This window comes from Streptomyces sp. RLA131 (genome assembly GCF_056270125.1).
In genome coordinates, this window is sequence record NZ_JBWDOQ010000002.1 from 1,076,194 (window position 1) to 1,093,081 (window position 16,888).

The window sequence follows — 16,888 nt, forward strand, 5'->3', positions numbered from 1 at the left end:
GGTCGCGCCGCCGCCATGCACATCCGGGTGACCAGGAGCGGCGGCCTGGCCGGACTGACCCATCAGGCCGAACTGGACACCACCGGCCGGCCCGACGCGGCCGAACTGGAACGCCTCGCGACCTCCGTCGTCTCCGGGGCCGTCGCCGGCAGCCGGGCGGCGCCCGCCGCCGGTGTGCCGGACGGCTACCAGTACTCCGTGACGGTGGACGACCGCACCGTCGAGTTCGCCGACCCGGACATCGACGAGGCCCAGGACGAACTGGTCGACCGCGTACTCCGGGAAGGCCGAGGGACCATGCGGTAACGTCACCCGCCGCCGTGTCGCACCATCCGCTTCCGGGGCAGTACGAGGAAGGGCGGTGACGGCATCCCGCCGCCCTTCCTCGGCCTCCTTGGAGTACGCCGCCGGGACCGGCGGCCGTCCCTCAGGCCCGGCCGCATACGCCGACTGGCCGTCCTTCGGATGCCGCGCAGGCGCGTTCGCGGCACTGTTGTTCCGAGAGGAAGGCCCGCATTCCTCCAGCACAGACGAGGACACTTCCCATGCCCGACCGTCGCCTGGCCGGCATCCGCGCCGGAGCCGTGTTTCTGACGCTCGCCGTCGCGGGATGCGCCGGTTCCGCCCGTCCCATGGTGGGCACGCTGCTGTACACCACCCCGAGCGGCCGGGTGGTGAACCTGCAGAACCCCAGCGACCGGGGATGCCACACCCTGGTGCCCGAGGGCGCCAACGGCATGTCCAACAACACACTCGACGACATCGTGCTGTACGCGGGCACCAACTGCCGGCAGCCGGCGGGCACCCAGAGCGTGTACCTCGCGACGACGCTGTCGGACCGCATCGTGCCGGGCCACCCACCGTGGCGGAGCTTCTCCGTCGTCGGCGGCTGACCGCCCGGACAGCCCCCGGCCCGCTCAGCCGCGCACGCCCGTGAAGACCGTGGTCGCGGAGAGGAAGAAGGCGTCGGGCCGCCGCAGGATGCCCTGCGGGGATCCGGGGTCGAGCAGTACGTCGAGTGTCCCGCGGTCCTCCGCGTCCAGGGTGTCGTCCATCACCTCCCGGATCCGGGTCAGATGGCCGTGCAGGAAGGCGCGGGCCGTCCCGCCCAGAGGTGCCGGCAGGTCGACGAGGGAGGTGAAGCCGCCGACGCGGGTGAGTCCGGCGCGGCTGAGCATCGCGGGCCAGTCCTCGACCACGCTGGTGCTGCCGGGCAGCTCGGCCCGCATGGTCTCGAACCAGTGCTCCTGGATGACGTCGAGCCGGGCCTGGAGCCCCGGCCTGCCGATGCCGATGTCGCGCGGGAGAAAGCGCATCGGAAGGCCGCCCTCGCCCACGGCGAGCAGCCCGCCGGGGCTGAGCACACCGGCGAGCGCGTTCAGCACACCCTGCTGATCGCCGAGGTGGTGCACGGCCTTGCTGCTCCAGACCAGATCCGCCGTGCCGAGGCCGCCCTCCCCGTGCTCGCCGGCGCCGTCCAGGCCCTCGGGCAGTTCCGCGTGCCGGACGGCCACCCGGCCGCCGAGGCCGAGCCGCTCGGCGCGGGCCAGGGTGTGATCCAGCAGTTGGGGCGTGCCGTCCACGGCGACCGTCTCGGCGCCCGCGAAGGCCTCGGCGAGCACGCAGGTCATCACGCCCGGCCCGCTGCCGATGTCGAGGACGCGCCGGACCTCCTTCCGCGGGTCCAGCAGCTCCTTCAGCCGGGCCGCTGTTCCGCGCAGGGCCGGGAGTTGCAGTTCACCGCTGTTCTCCAACTGGGTGGCCATGACCCCCCAGTCGATGTCGGTGCCGTGGTGTCCGTGGCCGTGGCCGTGTCCGTGTCCGTCTTGGTGTCCGTCTTCGTGGCGGTCTTCGTGGCGGTCTTCGTGGCCGGGTGCGGAATCGCTGTGTGGGCTCATGCCCGGGAGCGTGCACCAGCCGTGTGCCGACGGCAACTCTTGTTGCTGTTTCCGGGACGGCGGGGTGGAATGCAGGCATGGACGCAACACCGCCCCTCCAAGCGGTCCTCGACGAGGTCGCCCCCCGGCTCAGACGGCTGCGCGCCGGGCGCGGTCTCACCCTGGCCGCGCTCTCCGAGGCGACCGGCATCTCCAAGAGCACCCTTTCCCGGCTGGAGTCCGGGCAGCGCCGCCCGAGCCTGGAGTTGCTGCTGCCGCTCGCCGGTGTGTACCACGTACCCCTGGACGACCTGGTCGGCGCCCCCGAGGTGGGGGATCCCCGGGTGCGGCTGACACCGCGCACCATGCCGGACGGGGGGACGTTCGTGCCCCTGACCCGGAGCCCGGGGCCCCTCCAGGCGTACAAGATGATCATCACCGACCGGGGTACCGAGCCGGATCTCCGCACCCACGAGGGCTACGAGTGGCTGTACGTGCTGGACGGCCGGCTGCGACTGGTCCTCGCCGAGCACGATCTGCTTCTCGGCCCCGGCGAGGCCGCCGAGTTCGACACCCGGCTGCCCCACTGGTTCAGCAGCGCGGACGGGCGGCCCGTCGAGATCCTCAGCCTCTTCGGGAGGCAGGGGGAACGCATTCACGTCCGCGCGAAGCCCCGTGCCTGACGGCATGGCACCCCGACGGATTCGGCCGCTGCGTCCTGACCACCGCCCGGGCGGTCTCCACGGCGCTCCGTGAGCCGTGACCCGATCCGGCGCACGACCCCGGACCGGAAGGGTCATATTCTGCTAAACGGGTATAAGCCGGGAGGGTATTCGAAACGGAACAGGAGCACCACCATGGCGAAGACACCCAAGAGGTCGCACCCCACCCACGGGGAGGGCCCCGGACGGCACGAAGGAACAGAACAGCACGGCTGGTCTCCCGACGTCGACGCCACCCGCCAGGAACCGAATCCCAGCGCGCAGCGGTCGTTCCGTCCCGATCCCGGCGCCCCGAAACGCGAAGCAGAGCGCCGGGGCGGCAAGGAGGCGCGGGACGCCTCGGTCAGGGGTGTGCCCGCCGCGACCGGCGACAGCGGCAACCGCAGCGGTGAGGACCTCGCGGCCGAGGGCGAGGAGGGCCGGCACGACCGGGGCCCGCGTGGCCGCTCCGGCCGCCCCAGCGGCAGCAAGGACGCTTCGTCCCAGACCGGCGTCGACCCTCAGGAACCGCGGTCCGACGACGTCTGAGGGCTCCGGCAGGGCGAGCCGCCGTGGCGGAGCGGATGCACAGTTGAAGTACGTCAAGCCACGAAGGGCGACACCATGATCATTCTGGGCGTCATCCTCTTGATCATCGGATTTCTCACGAGCATCTCGATCCTGTGGACCATCGGGATCGTTCTGCTCGTCATCGGCGCCGTGCTGTGGATCATGGGCATGGTGGGGCGGGAGGTCGGCGGACGACGCCACTACTGGTAGTCGCACAGCAGCAGCGGCGTCCGCGCGCAGCGGAGCCGGTCGACGGCGCCCACCGCACCCCACGGCCCCCCCAGGGGGGATCAGTGGTGCCCGTGGGCGCTGTCGGAGGCGCCGCCGAAGAGGCGGGCGACGGCACGGAAGGGCAGCGTGACGACGGTGGCGATGGCGCTGCCGATCTTGCCGAGAACATCTGCGATTGCCTTGAGCATGGTGAACCTTTCAAAGAATGAAGCGGGGTGGTCCCGTTCAGCGTGTCCGGCTGATCGTGTACCCCGATATCCGTCGCGTATGAGCCGCGGATCCTCGGACGAGAGGGCCGGTGGCCACGCCGTTCCGGGGTAGAAGGCGGGTCATGATCTCCTCACTTCCCCTGGCCGCGGGCGCGACGCGGCCCCTGCTGCTCATCGTCGTCGGCGTGGCTGTCGCCGCCCTGCTGATCGTCGCCTTCTGGTGGGGCAGCCACCGTATCGGCGCCCGTGGGCGGCTCTCCGCCGCCTCGCGGCAGGCCCGGAGCCCCCAGCCCCGCAGCACCTCATGGCAGACACCCGACGACGACCCCGACCAGGGCAACCCGCACCGCTGACCTGACGGACGGCCTCCCCCGGGGGCTATGCGCAGTCGCTCACGAGACGGCTCCCGATCCGCTCGCGGGCGGCGGAGACGGCTTCGTCGATGTCCCGCGTACCGGTGGAGACGCACAACGTGTACGCGGTGTCCTGCATCTGGCGGTGGATGTGCGGTCCGGCGGCCTCGGTCCCGGCCAGGGCTTCCAGCCCCTCGTACCGTTCCAGCAGATTCCGCAGCACTGCGGGGTGAGCCATCAGCATCGTCGGTCTTCCTTCCGCCACCCGGTCATGTCGGGTGCTCGTCTACCCGCGTCGCCGATCTTCATGTCCCCTGTTTCCAGGGTGAGTTGACCTTGCGGCGGGCCTGTTTACGAGCGTGTGTGCGATGCCATCGGCGGGGTAGCCGTCCGAACCAGGAAGGCGGGATGCGGGACCGCGCCGGCCTTCCCGAACGCCGTGACCGCTACGGAAGGACAGTTGTTCAATGAGTGACAGCATGTGGAGCTACGAGCCCGAGTCCGGCCACCTGGCGGGTACCGACCTGATCGGCTACAAGGTCGAGGCGACCGACGGCCACATCGGCAAGGTCGACAAGCACTCCGACGAGGTCGGCGCCGCCTACCTGGTCGTCGACACCGGTGTATGGATCTTCGGCAAGGAGGTCCTCCTCCCCGCCGGCACCATCACGCGTATCGACCACGACGACCGCAAGGTCTTCGTCGGCCGTACCAAGGAGCAGATCAAGGACTCTCCGGAGTTCGACCGGGACAAGCACCTCGGCGACACCGGATACCACGACCAGCTCGGCGGCTACTACGGCAATCCCGCCGTCTGACGCCGTACCGCCGGAGGCCGCCGCCCACCATGTGTGGGTGGCGGCCTCCGCCGTCCGTCAGCAGGGCCGGCCGGAGCGGTCAGCCGGCCGGATACTGCCGCAGGCGCCCGGCCTCCTTGGTGAGACGGGCCGGCGCGGGCCGGTCCACCAACGCGTCGAGGGCCGGCAGCCAACCCGCAGCAGCCCGAGAACGATTCGAAGCGCAGCCGGTCGCCGTTGCCGGTCACCACCGGATCGAGCAGCGCCGGACGGGGCCGGTGGTCGCCGGCCGCGGCGACGTCGGCGACGTCGAGCGGCCCCGCCGCCGCGGCCTGCGGACGCACGAGGAACCCGTCGAAGAACCTGGGGTGCGCGACGAGACCGGCCGGGGTCATCCCGCCGGAGGTCCGCGGTTCCAGGCCGGTCGACGGGGACAGACCTGACGGTCGGCCACAGGCGTATGTCCGGGTGGAGGTGGACACGGGCCAGAACGTATCCGGCTGCTCCGGCAACCGGGTTCCGGCCCGGACTCGCGGTGTGACGGGCCGTCGGAACGCCTCCCGGGTGCCGGGAACCATGATCGCCCGGGGGCGCGTCGGTAGGGGGTATGAGAAAGCGCGCGGAATCCACGAGTGCCGGCGGCTGCCTCGTGGCGGCGGTCGCCGCGGGTGTCGGGTTCGTGGTGTGGCTGCAGGGCGCACGTCCCGCCCTGAGGGGGAGCTTCGAGGGTGAGCGGGACTGGAGCCTGCTGTATGTGGAGCTGCCGCTCATGCTGCTCGGGGTGCCGGCGATGACGCTGGCGGCCTGGGCGCTCACCGGCCGCGTACTCGGCCGCCGGGCCGGCGGAGCCGCGCGGACTGCGGCGTCGGGCGGGGTGGCCGCGGTGGCGCTGGCCGCGCTGGCCTGGATATGTCTGGCCTGGCTGGACATCCGGGTGGATGCCTTCGTCCAGGGCGATATGTGATCGGGGGCGCCGGTCGGCAGCCGTACGGTGGCCGGTTCGTCCGCCGCCGGACCGCCGGGCACCCTCTGTCCGGCTTCGGGACGGCGGGTTACTGTTCCTGTCAGGTCATGTGACACTCCCGGGTGATCCCGGAGCCGGGCGGCCGGCGGGAACGGCAGGACGGCACGTGATGGTGAAGGAGATCGTTCCGCCGGCGGACGGACTGCCACAGGCGGTGTTCGATCCGGCGCGACTGGCGGCGGTGGCGGCCAGTGGGCTGCTGGACACCGGCCCGGAGACGATTTTCGACGACCTCGCGCGGTTGGCGCTGGCGATCACGGGTGCGCAGCAGGCGTTCTTCACGGTCGCCGACGGGCGGCGTTCGTTCTGGAAGAGCGCGGTAGGCGCGGTCCCGACGGCCGCGCGGGAGAACGACATCCGGGACAGCCCGTGTCATCTGCTGATCGGTACCGGTATGCCGCTGATCGCCGAGGACGCGGCCACCGACCCCCGGATCGGACACCTCGCCGTCATCGACGCCGTGGGCGTCGGGGCGTGGGCCGGCTACCCCGTGATGTCCCCGGACGGGCATGTGCTGGGCGGGTTCTGCGTCGTGGACAAGGCCGCCCGCCGGTTCACCCCCGAGCAGTCCCGGGCCCTGCAGATCCTGGCCCGCTCGGTGTCCTCCGAGATCGCCCTGCGGCAGGCCCTGCTGCGGGCCCGGGCCGCCGGCGACGCGTCGGCGGCGCTGGCCCGCACCCTGCAGGACAGCCTCCTGCCGCCCCGGCTTCCCGCCGCGCCGGGACTGGACGTCGCCGCCGTGCACCTGCCCGCCGACACGGCCGGGGTGGCGGCGACGGACGTCGTCGGCGACTTCTACGACCTGTTCCGCACCCGTGGCAAGACCTGGTGCGCGGTGATGGGTGATGTGTGCGGCAAGGGCGTCGACGCCGCCAAGGTCACGGCCCTGGCCCGTTACACGGTGCGCACCGAGGCCACCCAGCACAGCCGCCCCGGGGTCGTGCTGCACCGTCTGCACGAGGCGATGGTGGACCAGCAGGTCAGCGACCGGTTCCTGACCGTGGCGCTGGCCACGTTCCGCCCCGCCGGCACGGGTGTCAGCGGACGGTACGCCAGCGCCGGGCACCCCCCGGCGCTGATCCGCCGGGCGGACGGCACCGTCGAGGAGCTCGACGCGCCGGGGATGCTGCTGCACCCCCTGCTGCCCCCCGACCGGCGCAACCTGAAGGAGACCACCTTCCGGCTGCATCCGGGCGACGCGCTGCTGCTGTACACCGACGGCATCACCGAGGCCCGCGACCGGGACCACGGGCCGCTGTTCGGCGAGAGCCGTCTGGCCGGGGCCCTGGCCGCCACGCACGGGCAGAACGCCGCCGACACCCTGGCCCGGCTGTGGCAGGAGGCCGCCGGGCACGCCCGCGGCTACGCGATGGACGACACCGCCCTGATGCTGCTGCGCGTCCCCCCTGCCCTGAACCGGCCCTGAACCGGCCCTCAACCGGCGCCGGCTCAGTGACGGTCAGCGCCGGATCAGTGACGGCTCAGTGACGGCTCACTGCTGGTAGAAGGTCGCGTCGGCCTGCCCGAGGGTGGTGGTCACGGCCTGCACGTACAGCAGGTAGTTCGCGTGGCGCACATACGCGCCCGGCGTGCTGTACGACTCGTAGGAGACCCCGGCGGAGTCGGCGAGTCCGGCGCGCCGGTAGAAGCTCGCGCTGTCCTTGAAGGCCGTGGTGCCGTCGTCCTTCTCGACCCAGGCCTCGCCGCTCTTGCTGTGCAGGTAGTAGCCGGGGAAGTTGGTGGACTCCAGGGACACGGTGCCGGTGCCGGACAGGCCGCTGACGGCGCGGAACTGGGAGTCGGCGAGGTTGGTGACATTGGTCTGGAGCCTGGCGCGGTAGTCGTAGTGGCGGATGTAGTAGTCGGGGTAGTTGTAGGAGGACAGCCGGAAGGGCGAGGTGCCGTCGGGGACCGGGATGCCGAAGTCCGGGGTGCCGTCGGCGTTCCAGTAGAGCTTCTGGACCCGGGTGCGGCGGTTGGGGTCGTTGAGCGGGTCGCCGGTGATGTCCTTGTAGCTTCGGTCGTGGTAGACGAGGAGGTCGCTCTTGCCGTCCTCGGAGACGGTGAAGGAGTTGTGGCCGGGGCCGTACTGGCCGGTGGTGGCGTTGGTGGTGAACACCGGGGTCGCGTTCTTGGTCCAGGACGCCGGGTCCAGCAGGTCCGCGGAGGCGGACGCGGTGAGCATGCCGAGGCAGTAGTTGCTGTCGGTGGCGGAGGCCGAGTAGGTCAGGAACACCTTGCCGCCGTGCTCGATCTCGGCGGGCCCCTCGTTGACCTTGTAGCCGGCCGTCTCCCAGCTGTACGTGGGGACGCTGAGGCGGACCGGGGTGCCCGTGATGGTCCACGGGTCGCTCATCTTCGCGATGTAGAGGTTGGAGTTGGTCGCGATGGCCGGATCCGACTGGGCCCAGCTCAGATAGCGGGTGGAGCCGACGGTGAAGGTGGTGGCGTCCAGCGAGAAGCTGTCCGTGGGCGTGGCGATCCGGCCCTTCTCGGTCCAGGTGCCGGTGAGCGGATCGGCGTCGCCGCTCTGCAGGACGTACATCCGGATCCGCCACACGTCCTCGGCGTCACCGGCGGCGAAGTACACGTACCACTTGCCGTCGATGAAGTGGATCTCCGGTGCCCAGATGTGCGAACCCATCGCCCCGGTGGCGTGCTTGGTCCAGATGACCGTCTCGGCGGCGGTGGCCAGGCCCTGGATGGTGGTGGCGCGGCGCAGCACGATCCGGTCGTACTCGGGGACGGTGGCGGTGAAGTAGTAGTAGCCGTCGGTGTGTCTGTAGATCTGCGCGTCGGCCCGCTGCGGGATCAGGGAGTTGGTGTAGACGGCGGCGGGCGAGGCGGGGACGGCGGCCTGGGCCGGTGGGGCCGCGAGCAGCAGCGCCGCGACGAAGGCGACGACCGCCCAGAGGCGGTGGAAGGGATGGCGGAGGCTCACTGCGGTCTCCTCAGTTGGCGGTGATCTGCCACTGCTGGCAGGTGTTGTCGAGCCAGCTCCGCTGGCGCAGGTCGGCGCCCTCGGCGGTGGAGCAGTCGGCGACGTCCAGGACCTTGCCGCCGGCGACGTTGACCAGGCGGCTGGTGTCGTCGGCCTGGTCCTCGATCCGCCATTTCTGGGCGTCGTTGCCGTTGCAGGCCCACTGACGGACGTTGGCGCCGTCGGCGGTGGAGCCGTTCTCCAGGTCCAGGCACTTGCCGCTGTTGCGGTTGACCAGGGTGTACGAGGCCGGGGTGGCCGCGGTCTCCCCGGAGGGGCTGGTCAGGGAGATGCCGGTGCCCACCGGGGTGCCGAGGTTCGGGGTGCCGTCGGCGTTCCAGGTGAACTTCTGGGCGCGGGTGGTGCGTCCGTTGCCGCAGCCGCCGGTGCTGGAGCTGTTGGCGTGGTGGACGATCCAGTTCTCGGTGCCGTCCGGGGAGGTGAAGAAGCCGTTGTGGCCGGGGCCGTAGACGCCCGCGGTGTCGTCGCGCTGGAACCGGCCGAGTAGTAGAGGTACCACCTGCCGTTGAGGAAGTGGATCTCCGGCGCCCAGATGTTGGTGCCGCGTGAGGCGGTGGAGTCCTGCCGGACCTGCACGCTCGGGGCGGTGGCCAGACCGGCGAGCGTCGGCGACCTGCGCATGGTGAGGGTGTCGGTGAAGGAGGTGGTGATCAGGTAGTAGCTGCCGTTGTAGTACTCCAGCCAGGGGTCGGCGCCCTTCTGGGACTTGACGGGGTTGGTGCAGGTGTCGCCCGTCGCCGCGGTGGCGGCCGGCTGGCCGAGTACGGAGCAGAGCAGTGCGAGGAGCGTGATCGCCAGGACGGTCAGGGCATGCGGACGGGTGCGGATCACGTGCTGTCCCTTCTGACGGCGGTGCCGCGCAGGGAGGTGCCGGGGGTGCGGTCGGTACCCGGGGCGGTCGGTACCCGGGGGCGTACAGTCCCAGGGCGGGCGGGGGTACGGGGGCCTGTCCGCGGGTGCCGGTCCGGCCAGGTCATGGCTGGTGACCGTTCCGCCGCGCCGGGGCAGCGCGAAGCGTTCGCTGCGGCCGGGGGCTCGCGCGGAGGAACGGTGAGGCCCGGGAGGCAGTGGAAATCCCGGGTTGGCATGTGCATCAGCTGTGCGTTGCGCGATTGTTAACGCTCTCAACACAGGCAGTCAAGGGGTTGCGCGAGATCCGGCCACGCCGTGCGGCGCCGGGAGGCCGGTTCGCACCGGCGGCGGCCGGCCCGGGATCGCGTACAGAGCCGTTCGCCCGGAGAAAGTGCAGGTCAGCGGCGATGCACCGGCCAACCGGGAACTCCGGACCACCCCGCTCGGCCACCCCCGCCGCCCCTGTGTCCGGGTGGTCGAACGCGAGGGTTCTTCAGCTTTGATTGCGCCAACATCTTGCGGCCGTAAAGACGGCGCTCTACCGTTACGTCCGCGACACGCAAGGTTCGACGGAGCACCTGCGGCAGCTGCCGTACCTGTCCGGTCTTCCGTGCCGCGCACACTGTTGTAATGCCTGATGCTGCGTCATATTGGAGCCGCGCCAGGCGTCGTTCGCCCGACCAGGACCCGACGCCCCGTACCGACCTCTTTTTTTATTCGACATATCGAACATCGATCGAGATACCGAATACTATGGGGCGTCGAACCCGGTCGTAGAAAGGCAGCTGATCTTGAGTACCTCCAACAACCCACTCCCCGACGACGCCTGCGTCATCGGGGTGGACTTCGGCACCCTGTCCGGCCGTGCCGTCGTGGTGCGGGTGAGCGACGGGGCGGAGCTCGCGGTCGCCGAGTACGCGTACCCGCACGCCGTGCTGGACGAGGCGCTCCCCGATGGTTCCCCGCTGCCGCCCGACTGGGCGCTGCAGGTGCCCTCCGACTACGTCGCCGTGCTGCGCAACGCCGTCCCCAAGGCCCTGGCCGCGGGCGGTGTCCGGCCGTCCCAGGTGATCGGCATCGGCACGGACTTCACCGCCTGCACCGTCCTGCCGACCCTCTCCGACGGGACGCCGCTGTGCGAGCTGCCGGAGTACACCGGCCGTCCGCACGCCTACGTCAAGCTGTGGCGCCACCACGCCGCCCAGGCCCAGGCCGAGCGGATCACCCAGCTGGCCGCGGAGCGGGGCGAGCCGTGGCTGTCCCGCTACGGCGGCCGGATCTCCTCCGAGTGGGAGTACGCCAAGGCCCTCCAGCTGCTGGAGGAGGACCCCGAGGTGTACGCGCGCACCGAGCGCTGGGTCGAGGCGGCCGACTGGATCGTCTGGCAGCTCTGCGGCGTCTATCTGCGCAACGCCTGTACGGCCGGCTACAAGGGACAGTTCCAGGACGGCGCCTACCCCTCCCGGGAGTACCTGGCCGCGCTCAACGAGGGCTTCGCCGGCTTTGTCGAGGAGAAGCTGGACCAGCCGATCGGGCAGCTCGGCGCGATCGCCGGCACCCTGACCGCGGAGGCCGCCGCCTGGACCGGGCTGCCCGAGGGGATCGCGGTCTGCGTCGGCAACGTCGACGCCCATGTCACCGCGCCGGCGGCGGGAGCCGTGGAACCCGGGCAGATGGTCGCCATCATGGGCACCTCGACCTGCCATGTGATGAGTGCGGACCGCAACAGCCCGGTCCCCGGGATCTGCGGTGTCGTCGACGGCGGCATCCTGCCCGGCCTGTGGGGGTACGAGGCAGGTCAGAGCGGCGTCGGTGACATCTTCGCCTGGTACGTCAGGAACGGTCTGCCGGCCGAGTACACCGCGGAGGCCGACCGGCTGGGCCGCTCCGCGCACGAACATCTCAGCGCCCTGGCGGCGGAGCAGAAGGTCGGCGAGCACGGGCTGGTCGCCCTCGACTGGCAGAGCGGCAACCGCTCGATCCTCGTCGACCACGAGCTGAGCGGCGTCATCGTCGGGCTGACCCTGTCCAGCCGCCCCGAGGAGATCTACCGCGCGCTGCTGGAGGCCACCGCCTTCGGCACCCGGACGATCATCGAGGCGTTCGAGAACGCCGGCGTGCGGGTGCACGAACTCATCATCGCGGGCGGCCTGATCAGGAACCCGCTGCTGATGCAGATCTACGCGGACGTCACCCGCCGCCCGCTCAGCCTCATCGGCTCTGAGCAGGGCCCGGCCCTGGGTTCCGCGCTGCACGCGGCCGTCGCCGCCGGTGCGTACCCGGACATCCGGGCCGCGGCCCGGGCCATGGGGAAGGTGAGCGACACCGTCTACACCCCGGACCCCGCGCGGGCCGCCGCGTACGACCGGCTCTACGCCGAGTACCAGCTACTGCACGACTACTTCGGGCGCGGGGGCAACGAGGTCATGCACCGCCTGCGCCGGATCCGCGACGACGCGTCCGTCTGAACCGCCCGACCGGGCCGGGGTGTACGTCCCCGGGCCGCCCCCCGGTGTCGCCCGCACCGCCACTTCTCGAAGGAGCACACCCCATGGACGCGACGGTTTTCCAGGACAAGGAGATCTGGTTCCTCACCGGCAGCCAGGGTCTCTACGGAGAGGACACCCTGCGCCAGGTGGCCGACCAGTCGCAGCAGATCACCCAGATCCTCGGTTCCGGCCCCGACATCCCGGTCCCGCTGGTCTGGAAACCGGTCCTCACCGACGCCGAGTCGATACGGCGGCTGGCGCTTGAGGCCAACGCCTCCGACAACTGCGTCGGCGTGATCATCTGGATGCACACCTTCTCACCGGCCAAGATGTGGATCGCCGGTCTCAGTGTCCTGGACCTGCCCATCCTGCATCTGCACACCCAGTTCAACCTGTCGCTGCCCTGGTCGAGCATCGACATGGACTTCATGAACCTCAACCAGGCGGCCCACGGCGACCGCGAGTTCGGCCACATCGAGTCCCGGGTCGGGGTGAGCCGGAAGATCGTCGCCGGTCATGCCACCGACCCCCGGGTCACCCGGCGGGTGGCCGCCTGGACGCGCGCGGCGGCCGGCCGGCAGGCCTCCCGGACGCTGCGGCTGGCCCGGTTCGGCGACAACATGCGGGACGTGGCCGTCACCGAGGGCGACAAGGTCGAGGCCCAGATCCGATTCGGCTTCTCGGTCAACACCTACGGCGTCAACGACCTGGTGGAGGTCGTGGACGCCGTTCCCGACAAGGACGTGACCACCCTGGTCGCCACCTACGAGGACGAGTACCAGGTCGCGCGCCAGCTGAAGCGGGACGGCCTCCAGCACGCCTCCCTGCTCTACGCCGCCCGCGTCGAGCTGGGGCTGCGGACCTTCCTGGAGGACGGCGGGTTCACCGCGTTCACCACCAACTTCGAGGACCTGGGGGGCCTGCGGCAGCTGCCCGGCCTGGCCGTCCAGCGGCTGATGGCCGACGGGTACGGCTTCGGCGGCGAGGGCGACTGGAAGACCTCGGCGCTGCTGCGGACCATGAAGGTGATGGGCGCCGGTCTCCCCGGCGGCACCAGCTTCATGGAGGACTACACCTACCACCTGGGGCCGGGCACCCCCCGCATCCTCGGGGCCCACATGCTGGAGGTCTGCCCGTCCATCGCGGCCGGCACCCCGAGCTGCGAGATCCACCCGCTGTCCATCGGCGGCCGTGAGGACCCGGTCCGTCTGGTCTTCGACGCGGCCCCCGGTCCGGCGATCGTGGTGGGTCTGGCCGACCTGGGTGACCGCTTCCGGCTGACCGCCAACGAGATCGACGTCGTGACGCCCAACGAGCCCCTGCCCCGGCTTCCCGTGGCGCGGGCCGTGTGGGAACCGCAGCCCTCCCTCGCCGAGTCCGCCGAGGCCTGGCTGCTGGCCGGCGCCCCCCACCACACCGTACTCAGCTCGGCGGTCGGCACCGAGACGCTGACCGACTACGCGGACATGCTCGGCGTCGAGCTGCTCACCATCGGCGAGCACACCACGATCGAGCAGCTGACCAAGGAACTCCGCTGGAACCAGGCCTACCACCGGCTCGCCCAGGGGCTGTGACCCACCGCCGGCCGCATCCCACCACCCCCTGGCAAGGGTAAGGAGATTTTTATGACCACCACCGTGCCGGACGAACTCCGGCAGGAGGTGCTGAGCGCCAACCTGGCCATTCCGGTGGCCGGACTCGCCACCTTGACCTGGGGCAACGTCAGCGGTGTGGACCGCGACGCCGGTGTCTTCGTGATCAAACCCTCCGGCGTCCCCTACGACCGGCTGTCACTGGACGACCTGGTGACGGTCCGGCTGGAGGACGGCGCCGTGGTGGGCGGCCGGCTCAGACCCTCGACCGACACCGAGACCCACCGCAGCCTGTACCTGGCGTTCCCCTCCATCGGCGGCGTCACCCACACCCACTCCACGCATGCCGTCGCCTTCGCCCAGGCCCGCCGCGAGATACCGGTGTTCGGCACCACCCACGCCGACACCTTCAACGGCCCGGTGCCCTGCACTCCGGACCTCACAGCGGAGCAGTGCGCGAAGGACTACGAGTACAACACCGGCCAGATCATCGTGGACCTGCTGCGAGGTGACGACGACGCGGCCGCCCAGGTACCGGGCGCGCTCGTCGCCAGTCACGGGCCGTTCACCTGGGGCAGCAGCGCCACCAAGTCGCTGGAGCACGCGATCATCTGCGAAGCCGTCGCCGAGATCGCTCTCAAGACCCTCGCGCTCTCGCCGCCCGGTCCCCCGCCGCAGCACCTGCTCGACCGGCACTACACCCGTAAGCACGGACCCGGTGCGTACTACGGAAACCCTGGTGCGGCTGCGGCGCTGTCATCCAACCGTGACGAAGAGCCCGCGCAGACGTCTTGACGAAGGCGGATTGTGAGCGCCAACAATGTCCTTCACATCACGAGCTCGTTAACCTGAGTCCACTACCGCCCGCCGAGGAGGTGCGATCATGGCACAGCAGCCGCACAGGCCGCCGACAATGGCCGACGTCGCCCGGCTCGCGGGCGTCTCCCAGCAGACCGTCTCGCGGGTCCTGGCCGACCACCCCAACGTACGCAGCGAGACCCGCGAGGACGTCCAGAAGGCCATCGCGGAGCTGGGGTACCGCCGTAACTCCTCCGCGCGGGCCCTGGCCACCCGGCGCACCCGCACGGTGGGCGTGGTGGCGTACAACACCACGCTCTTCGGCCCGGCCAGCACGCTGGTCGCGCTGGAGGAGGCGGCCAGGGCCGACGGGTACATGGTCTCCACGGTGAGCCTGCGCTTCATGACCCGCGAGTCGCTGTCCGGGGCGCTGGAGCACCTCAGCTCCGGCGGCGTGGAGGGCGTGGTGGTGATCACCCCGGAACGCGGGATGGTCGCCGCCCTCGCCGAACTGCGCTACCCGTTCCCCGTGGTGACCGTGGAGGGCGGCCACGACCTGGACATCCCCTCCGTGAGTGTCGACCAGAACCTGGGCGGCCGGCTGGCCACGGGCCACCTGCTGGCCAACGGCCACCGTACGGTCTGGCACGTGGCCGGTCCGCAGGACTGGCTGGAGGCCGAGGCCCGTACGGCCGGCTGGCAGGCGAGCCTGGAGGCGGCGGACGCGGAGATCCCGCCGGTCGTCTACGGGGACTGGAGCCCCCTGTCGGGCTACCGGGCCGGGCAGGAACTGGCCGGCTGGGCGGAGCGCGGTCTGACCTCGGTCTTCGTGGCCAACGACCAGATGGCTCTGGGGGTGTTGCGGGCCTTCCGCGAGGCGGGTATCCGCACTCCGCAGGACGTGGCGGTGGTCGGCTTCGACGACATCCCGGAGGCGGAGTTCTTCTCCCCCTCACTGACCACCGTCCGCCAGGACTTCTCCGAGGTGGGCAGGCGGTGCATCGCCCTGCTGCTCGACCGCATCGAGGGCGACGAACCGGACCGCACACCGCAGGTTGTGATCAAGCCTCAGCTCATCGTCCGCGGCAGCACCTCGCGGCTGTCCGTACCGTAGTCCGCCGGGCCCCCAGGGGCACGGCGGACTCACCCCCCCATTGTGAGCGCCAACAACGGGATGAACCGGATGAATCACCCAACTCGGTAAAAGTAGTGCCCTGGTGTGTCATGCGCGTGCCATTACCGGCGGGCGCAGACCACCCGGAGGCCGGCGCCGGCGCGCACCCGGCGCGTGAACGGCCTCCACTCCCCGGTCCTTCCCCGGCGTCTCCCCGCACCGCCCCGCATCTCCCAGATTTCCCAGCGTTATCCCAGAAGGAGAAAGCACCATGCTCAACAGACGTTCCTTCCTCGCGGTGACCGCGGCCTCCGTGGCCGCCGGCGGCCTGTCGGCCTGCGCCAAGAAGTCCGACGACGCCGGCAGTTCCTCCACCGGGGGCAGCAAGAAGATCACCCTGGGCTTCTCCCAGGTCGGCTCGGAGAGCGGCTGGCGGGCGGCCAACACCCAGTCGGTGAAGGACGCCGCGAAGGCGGCGGGGATCACCCTGAAGTTCTCCGACGCCCAGCAGAAGCAGGAGAACCAGATATCGGCGATCCGCAACTACATCGCCCAGAAGGTGGATGTCATCGCCTTCTCGCCGGTGGTCGTCACCGGCTGGGACGCGGTGCTGAAGGAGGCCAAGGCCGCGAAGATCCCGGTCATCCTCACCGACCGCTCGGTGGAGACCTCCGACTCCTCGCTCTATGTGACGCTGGTGGGCTCGGACTTCGAGATCGAGGGCGAGCGCGCCGCGCACCTGCTGGAGGCGGTCCTCAAGGACCACAAGGGCGCGGTGAAGATCGCCCAGCTGGAGGGCACGACGGGTGCCGCCCCGGCCATCGAGCGGGCCAAGGGCTTCGCGAAGGTCATGAAGGCCGACGACCCCGACTGGAAGATCGTGGCCACCCAGACCGGTGACTTCACCCGCGCCGGCGGCAAGCAGGTGATGGCCGCCTTCCTGCAGGCGCACTCGGACATCAACGTGCTGTTCGCCCACAACGACGACATGGCCATCGGCGCCATCCAGTCGATCGAGGCGGCCGGCAAGAAGCCCGGCACGGACATCAAGATCGTGTCGATCGACGGTGTGCACGACGGCTTCGTAGCGATGTCCAAGGGCAAGATCAACGCCATCGCGGAGTGCAACCCGCTGCTCGGCCCGCAGCTGATGGACGTCGTCAAGACGGTCCACGCCGGCAAGGCGTCCACGCTGGCCCGGTGGATCAAGACCAAGGAATCCGACTACACGCAGGACCAGGCGGCGGCGGCGCTGCCCAAGCGCAAGTACTGACACCCGG

General features: G+C 70.7%; 18 protein-coding genes and 2 pseudogenes. 14 read left to right on the forward strand and 6 right to left on the reverse strand.

Annotated features, from left to right (window positions below):
- Nucleotides 1-15 precede the first annotated feature (15 nt).
- The gene (locus RWE79_RS05775; protein ID WP_475938925.1) at nucleotides 16-306 is read left to right on the forward strand and encodes a protealysin inhibitor emfourin; all 291 of its coding nucleotides are present in this window, start codon (nucleotides 16-18) and stop codon (nucleotides 304-306) included.
- Nucleotides 307-545: 239 nt separating this feature from the next.
- Nucleotides 546-893, forward strand: a complete 348-nt coding sequence (locus RWE79_RS05780) for a hypothetical protein (RefSeq protein WP_475938926.1) — start codon at nucleotides 546-548, stop codon at nucleotides 891-893.
- A 24-nt stretch (nucleotides 894-917) separates the two neighbouring features.
- Here the strand turns inward: RWE79_RS05780 and RWE79_RS05785 are convergent, their stop codons facing one another.
- Nucleotides 918-1,898: a class I SAM-dependent methyltransferase gene (locus RWE79_RS05785; protein ID WP_475938927.1), complete on the reverse strand. Its 981-nt coding sequence runs from the start codon at nucleotides 1,896-1,898 to the stop codon at nucleotides 918-920.
- Nucleotides 1,899-1,975: 77 nt separating this feature from the next.
- On the opposite strand from RWE79_RS05785, the gene RWE79_RS05790 reads away from it, so the two are divergent.
- From RWE79_RS05790 to RWE79_RS05800, 3 genes are all read left to right on the forward strand, one after another.
- Nucleotides 1,976-2,560, forward strand: a complete 585-nt coding sequence (locus RWE79_RS05790; protein ID WP_475938928.1) for a helix-turn-helix domain-containing protein — start codon at nucleotides 1,976-1,978, stop codon at nucleotides 2,558-2,560.
- Between the two features lie 174 nt (nucleotides 2,561-2,734).
- A complete protein-coding gene (locus RWE79_RS05795) occupies nucleotides 2,735-3,127 on the forward strand; it encodes a hypothetical protein (protein ID WP_475938929.1) in 393 nt (130 codons plus the stop codon).
- A 75-nt stretch (nucleotides 3,128-3,202) separates the two neighbouring features.
- The gene (locus RWE79_RS05800; RefSeq protein ID WP_475938930.1) at nucleotides 3,203-3,358 is read left to right on the forward strand and encodes a DUF6131 family protein; all 156 of its coding nucleotides are present in this window, start codon (nucleotides 3,203-3,205) and stop codon (nucleotides 3,356-3,358) included.
- Nucleotides 3,359-3,438: 80 nt separating this feature from the next.
- On the opposite strand, the gene RWE79_RS05805 is transcribed toward RWE79_RS05800, so the two are convergent.
- On the reverse strand, nucleotides 3,439-3,567 hold the full coding sequence (locus RWE79_RS05805) for an LPFR motif small protein (RefSeq protein ID WP_265737128.1): 129 nt from the start codon (nucleotides 3,565-3,567) through the stop codon (nucleotides 3,439-3,441).
- 143 nt (nucleotides 3,568-3,710) lie between these two features.
- On the opposite strand from RWE79_RS05805, the gene RWE79_RS05810 reads away from it, so the two are divergent.
- Nucleotides 3,711-3,941: a DUF6479 family protein gene (locus RWE79_RS05810; RefSeq protein ID WP_475938931.1), complete on the forward strand. Its 231-nt coding sequence runs from the start codon at nucleotides 3,711-3,713 to the stop codon at nucleotides 3,939-3,941.
- A 25-nt stretch (nucleotides 3,942-3,966) separates the two neighbouring features.
- On the opposite strand, the gene RWE79_RS05815 is transcribed toward RWE79_RS05810, so the two are convergent.
- Nucleotides 3,967-4,185, reverse strand: coding sequence for a DUF5133 domain-containing protein (locus RWE79_RS05815; RefSeq protein WP_475938932.1), 219 nt, complete (start codon nucleotides 4,183-4,185; stop codon nucleotides 3,967-3,969).
- Nucleotides 4,186-4,408: 223 nt separating this feature from the next.
- Between RWE79_RS05815 and RWE79_RS05820 the strand changes: the two genes are divergently transcribed.
- The gene (locus tag RWE79_RS05820) at nucleotides 4,409-4,759 is read left to right on the forward strand and encodes a PRC-barrel domain containing protein (protein WP_475938933.1); all 351 of its coding nucleotides are present in this window, start codon (nucleotides 4,409-4,411) and stop codon (nucleotides 4,757-4,759) included.
- Between the two features lie 164 nt (nucleotides 4,760-4,923).
- On the opposite strand, the pseudogene RWE79_RS05825 reads toward RWE79_RS05820, so the two are convergent.
- Nucleotides 4,924-5,220: pseudogene (locus tag RWE79_RS05825) on the reverse strand (SWIM zinc finger family protein); the annotation flags it as partial.
- Nucleotides 5,221-5,345: 125 nt separating this feature from the next.
- Between RWE79_RS05825 and RWE79_RS05830 the strand changes: the two are divergent.
- On the forward strand, nucleotides 5,346-5,702 hold the full coding sequence (locus RWE79_RS05830; protein WP_475938934.1) for a hypothetical protein: 357 nt from the start codon (nucleotides 5,346-5,348) through the stop codon (nucleotides 5,700-5,702).
- 169 nt (nucleotides 5,703-5,871) lie between these two features.
- The gene (locus RWE79_RS05835) at nucleotides 5,872-7,188 is read left to right on the forward strand and encodes a PP2C family protein-serine/threonine phosphatase (RefSeq protein WP_475938935.1); all 1,317 of its coding nucleotides are present in this window, start codon (nucleotides 5,872-5,874) and stop codon (nucleotides 7,186-7,188) included.
- 66 nt (nucleotides 7,189-7,254) lie between these two features.
- Here RWE79_RS05835 and RWE79_RS05840 read toward each other — a convergent pair whose 3' ends face one another.
- A complete protein-coding gene (locus RWE79_RS05840; RefSeq protein WP_475938936.1) occupies nucleotides 7,255-8,703 on the reverse strand; it encodes a family 43 glycosylhydrolase in 1,449 nt (482 codons plus the stop codon).
- Nucleotides 8,704-8,725: 22 nt separating this feature from the next.
- Nucleotides 8,726-9,594: pseudogene (locus tag RWE79_RS05845) on the reverse strand (family 43 glycosylhydrolase); the annotation flags it as partial.
- A gap of 809 nt (nucleotides 9,595-10,403) precedes the next feature.
- On the opposite strand from RWE79_RS05845, the gene araB reads away from it, so the two are divergent.
- From araB to RWE79_RS05870, 5 genes are all read left to right on the forward strand, one after another.
- Complete coding sequence (gene araB / locus RWE79_RS05850; protein WP_475945618.1) at nucleotides 10,404-12,083, forward strand: ribulokinase; 1,680 nt, start codon at nucleotides 10,404-10,406, stop codon at nucleotides 12,081-12,083.
- An 83-nt stretch (nucleotides 12,084-12,166) separates the two neighbouring features.
- The gene (gene araA / locus RWE79_RS05855) at nucleotides 12,167-13,678 is read left to right on the forward strand and encodes an L-arabinose isomerase (protein ID WP_475938937.1); all 1,512 of its coding nucleotides are present in this window, start codon (nucleotides 12,167-12,169) and stop codon (nucleotides 13,676-13,678) included.
- A gap of 51 nt (nucleotides 13,679-13,729) precedes the next feature.
- Nucleotides 13,730-14,491, forward strand: coding sequence for an L-ribulose-5-phosphate 4-epimerase AraD (gene araD / locus RWE79_RS05860; RefSeq protein WP_475938938.1), 762 nt, complete (start codon nucleotides 13,730-13,732; stop codon nucleotides 14,489-14,491).
- A gap of 88 nt (nucleotides 14,492-14,579) precedes the next feature.
- Complete coding sequence (locus RWE79_RS05865; RefSeq protein WP_475938939.1) at nucleotides 14,580-15,608, forward strand: LacI family DNA-binding transcriptional regulator; 1,029 nt, start codon at nucleotides 14,580-14,582, stop codon at nucleotides 15,606-15,608.
- A gap of 271 nt (nucleotides 15,609-15,879) precedes the next feature.
- A complete protein-coding gene (locus tag RWE79_RS05870; protein ID WP_475938940.1) occupies nucleotides 15,880-16,881 on the forward strand; it encodes an ABC transporter substrate-binding protein in 1,002 nt (333 codons plus the stop codon).
- Nucleotides 16,882-16,888: the final 7 nt, after the last annotated feature.

Coding starts and splice junctions, on each gene's coding strand:
- RWE79_RS05795 (WP_475938929.1), top strand. CDS start 2,735: ATGGCGAAGACACCCAAGAGGTCGCACCCCACCCACGGGGAGGGCCCC.
- araD (WP_475938938.1), top strand. CDS start 13,730: ATGACCACCACCGTGCCGGACGAACTCCGGCAGGAGGTGCTGAGCGCC.
- RWE79_RS05790 (WP_475938928.1), top strand. CDS start 1,976: ATGGACGCAACACCGCCCCTCCAAGCGGTCCTCGACGAGGTCGCCCCC.
- RWE79_RS05780 (WP_475938926.1), top strand. CDS start 546: ATGCCCGACCGTCGCCTGGCCGGCATCCGCGCCGGAGCCGTGTTTCTG.
- RWE79_RS05785 (WP_475938927.1), bottom strand. CDS start 1,898: ATGAGCCCACACAGCGATTCCGCACCCGGCCACGAAGACCGCCACGAA.
- RWE79_RS05865 (WP_475938939.1), top strand. CDS start 14,580: ATGGCACAGCAGCCGCACAGGCCGCCGACAATGGCCGACGTCGCCCGG.
- araA (WP_475938937.1), top strand. CDS start 12,167: ATGGACGCGACGGTTTTCCAGGACAAGGAGATCTGGTTCCTCACCGGC.
- RWE79_RS05775 (WP_475938925.1), top strand. CDS start 16: ATGCACATCCGGGTGACCAGGAGCGGCGGCCTGGCCGGACTGACCCAT.
- RWE79_RS05870 (WP_475938940.1), top strand. CDS start 15,880: ATGCTCAACAGACGTTCCTTCCTCGCGGTGACCGCGGCCTCCGTGGCC.
- RWE79_RS05800 (WP_475938930.1), top strand. CDS start 3,203: ATGATCATTCTGGGCGTCATCCTCTTGATCATCGGATTTCTCACGAGC.
- RWE79_RS05805 (WP_265737128.1), bottom strand. CDS start 3,567: ATGCTCAAGGCAATCGCAGATGTTCTCGGCAAGATCGGCAGCGCCATC.
- RWE79_RS05835 (WP_475938935.1), top strand. CDS start 5,872: ATGGTGAAGGAGATCGTTCCGCCGGCGGACGGACTGCCACAGGCGGTG.
- RWE79_RS05830 (WP_475938934.1), top strand. CDS start 5,346: ATGAGAAAGCGCGCGGAATCCACGAGTGCCGGCGGCTGCCTCGTGGCG.
- RWE79_RS05820 (WP_475938933.1), top strand. CDS start 4,409: ATGAGTGACAGCATGTGGAGCTACGAGCCCGAGTCCGGCCACCTGGCG.
- RWE79_RS05810 (WP_475938931.1), top strand. CDS start 3,711: ATGATCTCCTCACTTCCCCTGGCCGCGGGCGCGACGCGGCCCCTGCTG.
- RWE79_RS05815 (WP_475938932.1), bottom strand. CDS start 4,185: ATGCTGATGGCTCACCCCGCAGTGCTGCGGAATCTGCTGGAACGGTAC.